Raw genomic sequence first — 12,136 nt, 5'->3', positions numbered from 1 at the left:
TGACCTTCGAGACACCGATGCTGTTCGCCATGGGATTCCTCGTCACCTTCCTGCTGGGTGGCCTGTCCGGCGTGCTGCTGGCCAGCCCGCCGCTGGACTTCCACGTCACCGACTCATACTTCGTGGTGGCGCACTTTCACTACGTGCTGTTCGGCACCATCGTGTTCGCCACTTATGCAGGTGTCTACTTCTGGTTCCCGAAGATGACCGGCCGGCTGCTCGACGAGCGGCTGGGGAAGCTGCACTTCTGGTTGACCTTCATCGGCTTCCACACCACCTTCCTGGTGCAGCACTGGCTCGGCGACGAGGGTATGCCCCGCCGCTACGCCGACTACCTGCCCAGCGACGGCTTCACCACGCTCAACGTCGTCTCGACCATCGGCGCGTTCACCCTCGGCATCTCGACGATCCCGTTCTTCTGGAACGTGTTCAAGAGCTGGCGTTACGGAGAGCCCGTCACCGTGGACGATCCGTGGGGACACGGCAACTCCCTGGAGTGGGCCACCAGCTGTCCCCCGCCGCGGCACAACTTCACCGAGCTGCCCCGAATCCGTTCGGAGCGTCCGGCGAGGCGCACGTCGGCGGCGGACCGCACCCCTCCGGTGGTGACGTCACAGAGGCGGATCTGAGCGTGCGCACCTGATCCTCAGCAGAATCTCTCGCGTCGACCGAGCCGGCGCTACATCACCTAGGAGCACCAATGAGTCTCGTCAACAAAGGCTTTCACGGTCGCCGTGGACCGAGCACCGTCCCACTGCCGCCGGGTCAGCATCTGACGACTGACTTTCCCGTGCTGCAGGCGGGACCGACTCCGCACGTCGATCTCGACGACTGGCGCTTTACGATCCGTAACGAGGTAGGAACCGAATACGTTTGGACGTGGTCGCAGTTACTGAACCTGCCCACCGAGCGGCCGGTCGTCGACATCCATTGCGTCACCTCGTGGTCGAAGTTGGCCACGCGATGGGCTGGCGTCTCGCTGGATGCACTGTTCGCCTCCGTGGAAACGACAGCCGACTTCGCCTTGGTGGGATCCTACGGCGGCTACACCACCAATCTTCCGTTGGATGACCTTCTCGGTGACAAGGCGTGGATTGTCCACACATACGAAGGCGAACCGCTCACCGGCTCGCACGGCGGCCCGGCCCGCCTCCTCGTCCCTCACCTTTACTTGTGGAAGTCAGCGAAGTGGGTCAGATCCATCCAACTACGCGACGACGACGAGCCGGGCTTTTGGGAGCAGTTGGGCTATCACGAATACGGCGACCCGTGGCGCGAACAGCGCTACGCCGGTGATTGACGTCGACATGAGCATCAAACCCACCCGCCGCTTGCCATGGCGCGTCGCCCAGGTGACGCACAACCAACCCGAGACAGACACGGCACACACCATTGGGCTGAACGTGGCCGGATGGCCTGGGCACCAGGCGGGTCAGCACGTCGATGTGAAACTCACTGCCGAGGACGGCTATTCGTCGCAGCGCAGCTACTCATTAGGCAGACCGTCCGACGGTGAGCGCATCGAGCTCACCGTCGAGCGGGTCGTCGACGGCGAAGTCTCGCCCTACCTCACCGGAATGAGCACCGGCGACGAGATCGAAGTGCGCGGACCGTTCGGCGGATGGTTCGTTTGGCATCCCGAGGTGCTCACACCGGCCCTGCTCATCGGTGGTGGATCGGGCATCGTGCCGCTGATGGCCATGTTGCGTCAACGCGTGGACGCCACCTCTGGTGCCGACGTCGACGTGGTCTACGCGGCACGATCGCCTGCCGCGATGTACTACACCGACGAATTGAAGCTGTTGGATCGCGAATTCCGCTGGCTACGTCTCACTCTCGCCTACACCCGTAGCATCCCGCCTCACGTGACCCGCCCGGCGGGCCGCCTCGCACCGAAGGATCTCGCGCTACCAGGCTGGATGCCCGGGGTCGACGTGCGTATCTATGTATGTGGGCCAACGGGATTCGTGGAGTCCGTGACCGCAATCCTGATCGGCCAGGGCCATCGGCCGTCAACCATCCGGACCGAGCGGTTCGGGCCAAGCGCGTGACCGACGGGTCCTTACAGTTAGGGCTACCCATGCACCTCGACGGTAACGCCGTCGCCGGAACATTCGGCGATCTCCTCGGATTCGAAGTCACCACGGCCACGTTGACCTGTGCCGGTTGCGCGCAGGAGACCATCTTCGCTGAAACGCACGTCTACCACCGTGGTCCCGGTGTCGTGGTGCGGTGTCCCAGCTGCCAAGGCCCGTTGATGCGAATGGTCCGCCTGCCGAACGACACCATCGTCGACTTCACCGGCGCCCGATCATGGCGGATCCCTGGCAGGTAAGGATGGTTGTGTGGCCGTACCGCCGCTACTGCGGATCGCAGGCATTGCATCGCACGCGCAGCTGCCCGTAACCCGTTGATTTGCAGGATGTTTGATGGGAACAATTGTGTGGGTCGCAGAGAAGCGGAACCCGATGGGTCGCGCCCCGCCCGTCGATCCCTGCTACGACGACACCACGTGGGATTCGAACCTAGCAGCCCGGCGTCCACGGCCGAGGTAGAGCAGGACACTCACCCGGGTGATTGAGCTGTGGGGATGAGGCTGCCTCATCCATGCGCGATCTAGATTGGAGTCGTCGCGTGAGTTCTGTGACGAACGGAGTGAGAGGTTCTGTGAAATTGGAGATCTGGACTGTGCGCGCTCGGCCTCAACTTCGATGCTTCCTGCCCTTTGGACACAACGGAGAGCTGCGGTATACCAACAGCTACGGCAACGGTATCGCGACGTTGGGACGGCCGGGTCTGAGTCATGCGACACCGCGTCGAGGAGCATCGAGCGGCCAACTCTTGCAATCATCCACCGCCCGGAGATGCGCGTTCCCGGTTTCGAACAATTAGTCGCGGCCCCGCAATGCCACTCGCACGCGTCGGCGGCGTCGCCGACGTCAACCAGGATGTGTTACTCCCGTTGGGAATGACGAGAAGCGATATTCGTTCCTTCGACGGCATCGTCCGCGTCGCGGGTCTGGGAGGCATACACGTAACTGAGGTAGCAGTCGGCGACGAAATCACACTGCCCCGCCGGAGCAAGATCGGATGCGACACGGTGGACTATCTCGAAGTCTGCCTCGTAGCCCGCGGACATTGCGTGATATCGCAACACAACAGACGGGCCGTTCTGGATCCTGGCGACTTCGTCGTCTATGACAGGGCATTGCCGTGGGACCTGGCCGGGGATGCCTCGTTGCATATGTACGGGCTCATCATCCCCGCCGGGCTGCTGCGCGTATTCGGACCACGGCGCGTGCAATTGACAGCCTGTCGTTTCAGCGGTCACGAGGGCATGGCAGCATTCGCGTCACGCTTCTTGACCCACCTGGGTCGGCAGCTCACCAATGGCCATCATCTGGACAACATTCAGCTCGCTGACGCGATGCTGGCACTTCTAGACGCGTCATTCACAGAACAGTCATCCGGTGGCGCGGTTCGCGGTCTGGACCACAGTAGACGCGACGTGATGACGCGCATCCACACCTTCATCGAGGCCGAACTGGGTAACCCACACCTTGGCGTCACGACAATCGCTGCATCGCAGCATGTTTCGACCCGCTACCTGCAGAAGCTGTTTCAGGACGAAAATCAGACAGTCTCTGGCTGGATCCGGCACCGCCGGATCGAGCACTGCCGTAGGGATCTGTCGAACGTCGAACTAGCCCACGTCGCAGTCGGCGACATCGGTCTACGGTGGGGGTTCGTCGACCCAGCCAACTTCTCCAAGACGTTCAAGGCAGCCTGCGGTATGGCACCGAGGGAATATCGGGCTCAGTCGCAGCGGGCGAATTTTCCGGGGTTCGGGACGTACTCCGTGTTCGACACATCCACAGCCAGGAACGCGAGCGAGCCTCACCCATGACGACACGGCTATGTCAGGCCCTCGCCGAGCGGCACCCACGCGGAGGTGGACCCATGTTCATTGCATCGCTTCACGGACCTTCGCTGTGTCCGTGTACATCTCGAAGCCGGAGATTTGGCTGCCCGCAGTAGTCCACACATGGGCGAACTTTGCGGCCACCGACCTTCCGGATCGCTTGAATATTCCGGTGTACACGCCCAGTGAGACCACTCGATCACCCTGCACCAGAAAATCTTCCGGAGTAGCCTTGAAATCGGCCCAGTCCCGCGCCACCGGCACGAGCAGATTGTCACGAACTGCGTCTGGACCGATCCACGTCCCGCTGTAATACGGGAACCCCTCTGCTTCCGTCCAACGGGCATCCGGCGTTAGCAATGCCAGTACCGCTGAAACGTCACCCTGTCCCAACGCAACGTAGAAAGCCTTGACTGCCAGCAGGCCTGGGTGGGTCGTTTGCCCACCGTCCGTCGAATGAGTCATGCGAGCCCTTCCGAGTTGATGAACGTCCTTGAACGCCGAGTTACCCCTACGCGGGTCCGCTCGTCGCAGCCCTTCCGCGCGAGGGACACTCGCTCAGTGCGCACTGCAGGAGCAATTCCGGCGTCGATGCCATCGCACGTAGCCGGTGGCCTCGACCACGTCGAGGAGCTGTTGGATGACCTTGGCGGCGGCTTCTCCGGTGGCGTCGCGATCGTTTGGGTGGGATCGGCTTCCGGCGCCCCGCTACGTGACAGGCGTCCAAACCGCAAACAGGACAGAGGGTCTCGCGGAGATGCGAACCCACGTACGGGCGGGCGGTTGGCTCGGTGGCCCATCGATTGAAGCGCCACTCCTCGGCCTTTCACAGCACTGGTAGTAACTGGCGCAAGATCATCACGGACGTGCCCGCCACCTCGTCGACGAACGACGCAAAGTCGAAGCGAGAATCCGAACCGGCCAGATCGGACAGTCCTCGAATGATCAACCAGGGAAGCCCGAACGCCTCGGCGACCTGGGCGACCGCTCCGCCCTCCATTTCCACTGCCAGTGCGGCGAAATCCTGATGAAGTCGCTGACGAACGAGTTCACTGTGCACGTACTGATCACCGGTGAGCACGGTGCCATAGGCGATTCGCTGAGCACGTCCGCCGCCCCCTGCCGCCTCTGACAACGCCGGCAGGTGTACGCCCCGTAGTCGATCCGCGACTCGCCGAAGTAACCGCTCGTCGATGTCGTAGCCAAGTTGCTCGGTCGGATTGATGAAGGGGACGTGGCCGGCCTGGTAGGTCACCGTTGACGGACCGTCAATCCATCCGGCGTCGTGCTGGATGACTCGATCGGCGATTACGATGTCGCCAATGGCAAGCCCGGGGTCCAGACCCCCAGCAACTCCAGAGAATACGATGAGACGGCATGAGAACCTTTCTGCGAGAACCGCAGATACCAACGCGGCATTGACTTTACCCATGCCAGAGCCGGCCATGACGACCTCGTGTCCGTCAAGTGCTCCGAGCACGAAGTCGACGCCCCCAATGCGTTCCGTGCGCTCACGCTCGAGCAAGGCTCGAAGGTGGTTGAGCTCCTGGGGGATTGCGCAGATGAGACCGACTGTCATAGTCCCGATTCCCGGGCTGACAATCCGGTGACTGAATGCCCCTGCAAGACGTCAGCAGTTCCACTGGAAGTCTCCGCGCATCCGAGCGTCTCGCGTGTTTCGGCAGCGTCCGTCGACGCTCGCATGTTGTTGTCGTGCATCCATGTTCCTCTCTGTGAGAGCAGTGCAGATTGGTGTCGTCCACGCATCGTCAAGGGCACGGCTACGAAGGTTGCTGCGGGATCTACCCACAGCGTCTCAGCCAATCCCATGCCATTCATTATTGGTCGCTTTTGGGCAGACCGTTTGTATCCAAGCGCACAACACTTGGCGCAGGACGCATGCACCGACGGGCGGGCAGGTCGGAAATCGACCGGCCAATGCGGATCCCCCGGCGTGGCGGTAAGGTTGGCCTGCCGCCTATCACCATGAACTCTGTTGTACAGCAGTGGAATTGATAGAATTGCGGCGCCCCGACTTGATGCCCGCGTACCAGGACTGGGGATGTAGCGAGAGGGCAATCGCTGCCCTTTCAGCACATTCGCATTTCGCGGCGAGCCACGGAGACAACATGAACAACACTGATGACTGTTCACCCGTTACAGCGGGTCCCGACGGGGCCGCTGTCGCAGTCGACGCCACGAGACCTCGTTTGCGCAGCACCGCAGTAACCGCCCGGGTCGGTACCGCCTTGGGTATAGCTCTCGCAATCTGCTTCGTGACGGGACTGATCAGCCATTTCATCCAGCACCCTCAGGTGTGGTTCGTCGAGCTTTGGCCGACGCGGCCAGTGTGGCTGTATCGGGTCACCCAGGGGCTGCACGTCGCCACTGGCATAGCGGCGATCCCACTCCTGGTCGTCAAACTGTGGTCAGTCTTTCCCAAGCTGTTCGAACGCCCGCTCATGGGAGGGCTACTACGCCAGCTGGAGCGCGCATCCATCCTCGTCTTGGTCGCGTCCGTGCTGTTTCAGCTCAGTACCGGTCTGCTCAACATCGCTCAGTGGTATGCATTCAAGTTCTTCTTCACCAGCAGTCACTATGCGATGGCCTACGTCGCCGCGGGCGCGATCTTGGTCCACGTGGCCGTCAAGCTACCGACTATCCGACACGCGCTCGGCGAACCGCTGAGCCCAGCTGTTCCCTCCGATGCTGAGCACGGCGGCCCATCTCGCCGCACGGTGCTGTGGGGTGCTGGTTTGGCCGCCGGCCTTGCCACAGTCGTCACCGTAGGCGAGAGCGTGTCGCCTCTGCGGAGGCTGTCCGTCTTGGCGCCACGTTCCGGCATGGGCCCACAAGGGGTTCCAGTGAACCGCAGCGCTCTAGCTGCAGGGGTGATTCGACGCGCGCAGTCTGTGGACTACCGCCTGACGGTCGTCAACGGAGCGAAGTCACGGACCTTTAGCGTCGCGGAGCTCTCGGCACTGCCGCAGACGACGCGGTCTCTACCCATGTCGTGTGTCGAGGGCTGGAGCGTCAACGCGTTGTGGTCCGGAGTCGTGCTCAGCGATCTGTTGGCCACCGTCAATGCCCCTGCCCACGCCGACGTCCGGATGATCTCGCTCGAGCCGCCCGGACCTTACTCACGGACAGTGCTGCCCGCAGGCCATGCCCACGATTCGGATACTTTGATCGCTCTCGAACTCAACGGAGGCGTGCTGAACCTGGACCACGGGTATCCGTGCCGTCTCATCGCACCAACCAGACCGGGCGTCCTCCAAACCAAGTGGCTCAGCCGCATCGAAGTGGTGCAGTCATGACTGCGACGCGCGTCGTCATAGGCGCCTCCGGGCTCGGAGTCGGCGGATACGGCGCACTGCTGTTGTGGGACAACCCGCCAACCGTCTTGATGCAAATCGCCCTCTGGGCGGGCGTTGCAGTAGTGGCCCATGACTTTGTGTTCGCACCCGTCTGCACCGCTCTGGGGCTGGGTGTCCGCCGCGTCCTTCCGCGCCGCTGGTGGGGCACGGTTGGCATCGCGGCTTTATGCAGTGTGACGCTGGTCCTCGTGGCAATCCCAGTGTTCGATCGCCCGGGTGCCCGTCCAGACAATCAGACAGTGCTCGATCGCAATTACCCGATGGGGCTTGGTGTTTCACTGGCCGTCGTCTGGGCCTGCGCGGCGATCTTCCTCGCCGCGCCCCACGTCGTGTCTCGGGTTCGTCGTCCTCAGACCGACAGCTTGCCTCATCCAGCCCAAGACTAGGTTCGTGAGATGGCGGCAACTGAACACCATTCGCCACTCAACCTGTCGTTCCGGAGCGCCGACTGCATCACAAAGGACAGGGCGGGACGGCCTCGCGGACACATCCGAAGAGGCGAATGGTTGGTCCCCCACGAAATTGGACGCTAGGGACAAAGGCGATCACTCGGTGCCAGTAGAAGCGAGGGCCGCCACATCCTCTACTCACGATGCACGTCGGTCTTCGACTCGGGATGCTCGTCCGAGCTGAGTCGGCCAGGGATGTCATGGTTTTGAGTGTTGGACGCACATCTGGCTTCGCATGCTGACGGGCCACCACTCAGGACGGAGATGCCGCCGTTTGCCTCGAGGATCGCCAAGTGGACACGCTGAGCACTGTGGTATCCATGTTGCCGAAGTACGGCGTCCAAGTCGGAGCGGGTCAGGCCGCATCGTCGCAGCATGCGTCGGTCGACCTGTCCGTCGCGGATCAGCACCTGCAGCGGCCGGTCTATGAGTCTCCGGAACACGGGAACGTAACGCAGCCGAGACAGCATCGCATGGGTGGTGAGTAGACACAGCAGCGCCGCAGTTGCGGTGAGCCACGATGTGTCGCTGGCGATGGCAGTCCGACCGACGATAGCGCCGGCCGCGACCGCGGCGATCCAGTCGAACGGCGCGAACTCGGCTAGTGTGCGTCGTTCGGTGATTCGAAACAGCACTGCCGCCGTCAAGAACAGAGCCGAAGTCTTGATCACGGCGTCGACTGCTGCGGGCAGGTCACCGATGAGCAGACGCAGGACGTGGTTCACAGCGGCGGCGACCTCCTATCCCGGACCTGACGCTCGGCATTGATCCGCGTTGGCACCGTGAGGCCTTCGTCAGTCATGCCGCCGAAGCGGGGAGGCGATTGCGTCACTGTCAATTGCACTGCGGGGCGGCAACTTCCACGCTGGACGGATGAAGTGGCAGGTGTAGCCGTTCGGGTAGTTCTCCAGGTAGTCCTGGTGCACCGGCTCCGCCAACCAGAACTTGCTAGCGGATGTGACCTCGGTGACCACCTTGTCGGGCCAAAGGCCAGAGGCGTCGATGTCGGCGATCGTGTCCAACGCGGCCCGCTTCTGTTCCTCGTCGAGGTAGAAGATCGCCGAACGGTAGCTGGTGCCGACGTCGTTGCCCTGGCGGTTCTTCGTCGTCGGGTCGTGGATTTGAAAGAAGAACTCCAGGATGTTGCGAAAGTCGGTCTTGTTGGGGTCGTAGGTGATTTCGATCGCCTCGGCATGCCCGGGGTGATTGCGGTAGGTCGGGTTGGCGTTCTGGCCACCGGTGTAACCCACCCGGGTTGAGATGATGCCCGGTTGCTTGCGGATCAGGTCCTCCATCCCCCAAAAGCAACCGCCAGCAAGGATCGCCAAACTTTCCGCGATCATGACTGCTGCCCACCAACGGCTGGTTCACGGAAGCCCTCCGGGCTGGCGAACAAGCTCAAATACTCTCCGTAGCCCTCGGCTGAGAGCTTGTCGCGGTGGATGAACCGCAGCGCAGCCGAATTGATGCAGTAGCGCAGTCCCCCGGCCTGGCTGGGTCCGTCTGGGAACACGTGCCCAAGGTGGCTGTCAGCGTGTGCTGAGCGCACTTCCACACGGACCATGCCGTGGCTCGAATCTCGCTTCTCGGCGATGTTGTCGGGGTCGAGTGGCTTTGTGAAGCTTGGCCAGCCAGTTCCGCTCTCGAACTTGTCGACGGAGGCGAACAACGGCTCACCGGACACCACGTCCACGTAGATGCCGGGATCCTTGTTGCCCGAGTATTCGCCAGTGAACGGTCGTTCGGTGCCATTCTCCTGGGTGACGAAATACTGCTGCGGGCTCAGCGCGTCGACCGCAGCCGGGTTCTTGTGGTACCGATTCTCCATGTTGGCCTCCTAGATTGGTTGTCCCACACAGTGGATGTCAGTGAGCGTGGCGTGGTCGAGGTCGGTGTTCAGTTACGGCCGGCCATTACGCCGCCATCCACGTTGAGGATGGCGCCGGTCACCCAGCTGGCCTTCTCCGACAGGAGAAAGGTGATCGCGTCGGCGACGTCGGTCGGAACACCAACCCTTCCGAGGGGGTGCATCGGAGCGAACGTCGCGAGTGTGCCGTCGATGTCACCCTTGGCGATAAATTTCTCGTAGAGAGGCGTTTTCACCACTGCTGGCGCCACCGCGTTCACTCGAATGGCGTGGTCGGCCAGCTCGATGGCCAGGTTGTGGGTGAGGGCATGCAGCGCAGCCTTCTGCATCGAGTATCCCGACGACGGGGTCTTTCCGATGGCCTGATGTGCCCACATGGCCCCAATGTTCACGATGGATCCGCCGCTACCCTGCTCGATCATCGATTCGACGATGCCCTGGGTCAGGAAGAACAATGCGAAATTGAGGTCCATGTATGAGTTGTAGGTATCGGCGTCGTAGTCGAGGAACGACTTGGGAACGAAGAATCCGGCGGCGTTGACCAGCAGAGTGGCGTCACCGTGCGAGTCACTCAGTGCGCGTTGGATTTCGCTCACGGCTAGGCGGTCGGTTAAATCGCCAGCGACACCCCACGCCCGACCCCCGAAACCCTTCAACTCGGCGACGGTGTCGTCGACACGGGCATTGGTGCGGCCAACGATCACTGAGCTACCGCCGTTCGCAACGATGTTGATCGCCGTCTGCCGCCCCATTCCGGAGCTGCCGCCGACGACGATGATCTTCTTGCCGTCAAAGTCCTGCATCCGTTCAGTCCTCTCTTTCCCGACGTCGACTCCGGTGAATCGCATACGGCCGTCGAGGCAGTCCAGACGGAGTCGTCCGACGAATCTGCTTCTTGGGCAGTGCTTCAATCGCGCTGGTGACATTGCTGAACTTGCGGGTGAGATGTCATCACCCGCAGTCGACATTCACCCAGGTGACTAGTCCGGTGGTGCGTCCCGGTACGCGGCAAGCTGGTGAGCGCGCGTGTCCAGTGCATCGCGGCGTGTGCAGGTCAGGGTCGTCGTTCATCCAGCGGACAGCAGTGTCTCGACGCGCGCCTCGGAATGAGCTCCGATTCATGGTTATCGGTGGCGGGCTACACCAGCGGAATCGAGGGGATCTGGCCAAACCACAGGGCGCTGGCCCACTCGCGCATCTTCGGCTGGCCCATCACGTGTTGTCCGATGGTGATCAAGTCCCGGTGATGGCGTTCCAGCCGGCTGCCACGTCGGACTGCAGCTGTGCCGACCGTCTCAACTAGCACCGCCACTGCCTCACGGCACGCCGTCACGGTGTGGACGAAACATCCTGCCAGCGCCGCGACCTCAATCAAGCTTGGCTCATAGCCGCCGGAAAGTCTCGTCCGGAAACTACCCAAGGTGTCGTAGGCATAGCTACGGGCCGATCCGATCATGGCTTGCGCGCGGGCCACTCCAGCCCGCACCCTCGGCTCGTCACGGGCCAGGATGTTGTCGGGCATGCTGACCTTCCCCATCAACATTTCCATGGCTGATTCGAGTGCATCGGCCGCCGCGCCGAGCGGCACGGCAATCGTCGTGGAGGTGAGCAGACTCGGCCACCGATAAAGGGTGCCCTCCCGTGGCTGATCGTCGAAGGCGAACGTGTGTCCGGCCGGAACGAATGCACCACGGACCGAGTAGTCGTTGCTGCCCGACCCGAGGCCGGAAGCGCACACGCTGGACTTCCTGGCCCGTGAAGTCCGCGAGCGCGTCTCACCGTGGGCCCTGTGACGTTCCACCGAACCACGTCTCGTCCGCGTGAGGCACTCAGCGCCGGCGTGACGAGCAGTGGGCCGCGCACCGCAGTGACGGCTTCCACGGGTTTCCGACGCAGGGCTGGCAACCTCGTACGCACTCCCTGGCGCCAGGGGAACCGGCTCAAACCCTGGTTGTGCATGTCTGGCCAAGTCTTATGCGCGCTGCAACATGTAACTTCGGGCGACCTGCCACCAAGGTAGTTCGAAGACCATCCCCTGACACCAGAAGGAATCACCATGCGCCCGTCTTCCGCCGTTCATCACTTGACCCCGGCGGACTTTGCGTCATGAAGGGCTTGCGGCGGATCTTCATCCAATCGAACGGTCAGAGCGACGTCGACCGGGGGCCTCAGAGGGCTGGAGACTTCGGTACCGAGGCAGCTGGTGGCATCGGTCGAGCCAGCCTCGGTTGGTGCCGGCCAGCGTTGCACGATCCCGGGCGCAGGGGCGGGGGCTGCGGACGCACGCGGCACGTTCTGGCACAGAAGATCCTCGGTGCCGCAGTTGCCGCATCGGTGGTGGCGGTTGCCTGGCCGTTGACTACGGGAGTGGCTGCCGCCGCAGGCGACTCACTCTGCCCGGATGTCGAGGTGGTGTTCGCACGCGGCACGTTCGAAGACCCAGGGATCGGTAGGACTGGCCAGGCTTTTGTGGACGCCGTCACCAACCGCATGCCGGGAAACTGACGGCGCTCATCGAAGT

Annotated in this window: 14 protein-coding genes and 1 pseudogene; 8 read left to right on the top strand and 7 right to left on the bottom strand. The window is 62.6% G+C overall.

Annotated elements, in window-relative coordinates:
* The 5 genes and pseudogenes from B1790_RS25825 to B1790_RS25805 form a co-directional block, all read left to right on the top strand.
* Nucleotides 1-569 (top strand): annotated as a pseudogene (locus B1790_RS25825) (cbb3-type cytochrome c oxidase subunit I); the annotation flags it as partial.
* A gap of 131 nt (nt 570-700) precedes the next feature.
* Nucleotides 701-1,300, top strand: a complete 600-nt coding sequence (locus B1790_RS25820; protein ID WP_079926150.1) for a sulfite oxidase-like oxidoreductase — start codon at nt 701-703, stop codon at nt 1,298-1,300.
* A 7-nt stretch (nt 1,301-1,307) separates the two neighbouring features.
* Nucleotides 1,308-2,051, top strand: coding sequence for a ferredoxin reductase (locus B1790_RS25815; protein WP_079926153.1), 744 nt, complete (start codon nt 1,308-1,310; stop codon nt 2,049-2,051).
* A gap of 29 nt (nt 2,052-2,080) precedes the next feature.
* Nucleotides 2,081-2,335: a DUF6510 family protein gene (locus tag B1790_RS25810; protein ID WP_079926149.1), complete on the top strand. Its 255-nt coding sequence runs from the start codon at nt 2,081-2,083 to the stop codon at nt 2,333-2,335.
* A 570-nt stretch (nt 2,336-2,905) separates the two neighbouring features.
* Nucleotides 2,906-3,907 (top strand): helix-turn-helix domain-containing protein, encoded by a 1,002-nt coding sequence (locus tag B1790_RS25805; protein ID WP_158083880.1) that lies wholly within the window; start codon nt 2,906-2,908, stop codon nt 3,905-3,907.
* A gap of 57 nt (nt 3,908-3,964) precedes the next feature.
* Here the strand turns inward: B1790_RS25805 and B1790_RS25800 are convergent, their stop codons facing one another.
* On the bottom strand, nt 3,965-4,387 hold the full coding sequence (locus tag B1790_RS25800) for a nuclear transport factor 2 family protein (protein ID WP_079926147.1): 423 nt from the start codon (nt 4,385-4,387) through the stop codon (nt 3,965-3,967).
* A 361-nt stretch (nt 4,388-4,748) separates the two neighbouring features.
* On the bottom strand, nt 4,749-5,501 hold the full coding sequence (locus B1790_RS25795) for a 5'-methylthioadenosine/adenosylhomocysteine nucleosidase (RefSeq protein ID WP_079926146.1): 753 nt from the start codon (nt 5,499-5,501) through the stop codon (nt 4,749-4,751).
* 631 nt (nt 5,502-6,132) lie between these two features.
* Between B1790_RS25795 and B1790_RS25790 the strand changes: the two genes are divergently transcribed.
* Together B1790_RS25790 and B1790_RS25785 are read left to right on the top strand one after the other, a co-directional pair.
* Complete coding sequence (locus B1790_RS25790) at nt 6,133-7,239, top strand: molybdopterin-dependent oxidoreductase (protein ID WP_233165324.1); 1,107 nt, start codon at nt 6,133-6,135, stop codon at nt 7,237-7,239.
* Complete coding sequence (locus B1790_RS25785; protein ID WP_079926145.1) at nt 7,236-7,685, top strand: hypothetical protein; 450 nt, start codon at nt 7,236-7,238, stop codon at nt 7,683-7,685. The genes B1790_RS25790 and B1790_RS25785 overlap by 4 nt, the downstream gene beginning before the upstream one ends.
* Nucleotides 7,686-7,882: 197 nt before the next feature.
* Here the strand turns inward: B1790_RS25785 and B1790_RS25780 are convergent, their stop codons facing one another.
* From B1790_RS25780 to B1790_RS25760, 5 genes are all read right to left on the bottom strand, one after another.
* A complete protein-coding gene (locus tag B1790_RS25780) occupies nt 7,883-8,473 on the bottom strand; it encodes a DUF421 domain-containing protein (RefSeq protein ID WP_079926144.1) in 591 nt (196 codons plus the stop codon).
* 69 nt (nt 8,474-8,542) lie between these two features.
* Nucleotides 8,543-9,091 (bottom strand): peptide-methionine (S)-S-oxide reductase MsrA, encoded by a 549-nt coding sequence (msrA, locus tag B1790_RS25775; RefSeq protein WP_079926143.1) that lies wholly within the window; start codon nt 9,089-9,091, stop codon nt 8,543-8,545.
* Nucleotides 9,088-9,576, bottom strand: coding sequence for a peptide-methionine (R)-S-oxide reductase MsrB (gene msrB / locus B1790_RS25770; RefSeq protein WP_079926142.1), 489 nt, complete (start codon nt 9,574-9,576; stop codon nt 9,088-9,090). Before msrB ends, msrA begins: the two co-directional genes overlap by 4 nt.
* A 68-nt stretch (nt 9,577-9,644) precedes the next feature.
* Nucleotides 9,645-10,418 carry an SDR family NAD(P)-dependent oxidoreductase gene (locus B1790_RS25765; RefSeq protein WP_079926151.1) on the bottom strand — a complete coding sequence of 258 codons (774 nt, stop codon included), beginning with the start codon at nt 10,416-10,418 and terminating at the stop codon, nt 9,645-9,647.
* A 335-nt stretch (nt 10,419-10,753) separates the two neighbouring features.
* Nucleotides 10,754-11,353 (bottom strand): hypothetical protein, encoded by a 600-nt coding sequence (locus B1790_RS25760; RefSeq protein WP_079926141.1) that lies wholly within the window; start codon nt 11,351-11,353, stop codon nt 10,754-10,756.
* A gap of 236 nt (nt 11,354-11,589) precedes the next feature.
* Between B1790_RS25760 and B1790_RS35740 the strand changes: the two genes are divergently transcribed.
* A complete protein-coding gene (locus B1790_RS35740; protein WP_369832425.1) occupies nt 11,590-12,120 on the top strand; it encodes a cutinase family protein in 531 nt (176 codons plus the stop codon).
* Nucleotides 12,121-12,136 lie beyond the last annotated feature (16 nt).

This window comes from Mycobacterium sp. AT1, assembly GCF_002043095.1.
In the GTDB taxonomy this organism is placed as follows: Bacteria; Actinomycetota; Actinomycetes; order Mycobacteriales; family Mycobacteriaceae; genus Mycobacterium.
The sequence above is the reverse complement of the archived record's forward strand: the minus strand, read 5'-3'. Positions and strand labels throughout refer to the sequence as shown.

Coding starts and splice junctions, on each gene's coding strand:
- B1790_RS25820 (WP_079926150.1), top strand. CDS start 701: ATGAGTCTCGTCAACAAAGGCTTTCACGGTCGCCGTGGACCGAGCACC.
- B1790_RS25815 (WP_079926153.1), top strand. CDS start 1,308: ATGAGCATCAAACCCACCCGCCGCTTGCCATGGCGCGTCGCCCAGGTG.
- B1790_RS25810 (WP_079926149.1), top strand. CDS start 2,081: ATGCACCTCGACGGTAACGCCGTCGCCGGAACATTCGGCGATCTCCTC.
- B1790_RS25805 (WP_158083880.1), top strand. CDS start 2,906: ATGCCACTCGCACGCGTCGGCGGCGTCGCCGACGTCAACCAGGATGTG.
- B1790_RS25800 (WP_079926147.1), bottom strand. CDS start 4,387: ATGACTCATTCGACGGACGGTGGGCAAACGACCCACCCAGGCCTGCTG.
- B1790_RS25795 (WP_079926146.1), bottom strand. CDS start 5,501: ATGACAGTCGGTCTCATCTGCGCAATCCCCCAGGAGCTCAACCACCTT.
- B1790_RS25785 (WP_079926145.1), top strand. CDS start 7,236: ATGACTGCGACGCGCGTCGTCATAGGCGCCTCCGGGCTCGGAGTCGGC.
- msrA (WP_079926143.1), bottom strand. CDS start 9,091: ATGATCGCGGAAAGTTTGGCGATCCTTGCTGGCGGTTGCTTTTGGGGG.
- msrB (WP_079926142.1), bottom strand. CDS start 9,576: ATGGAGAATCGGTACCACAAGAACCCGGCTGCGGTCGACGCGCTGAGC.
- B1790_RS25765 (WP_079926151.1), bottom strand. CDS start 10,418: ATGCAGGACTTTGACGGCAAGAAGATCATCGTCGTCGGCGGCAGCTCC.
- B1790_RS35740 (WP_369832425.1), top strand. CDS start 11,590: ATGCGCGCTGCAACATGTAACTTCGGGCGACCTGCCACCAAGGTAGTT.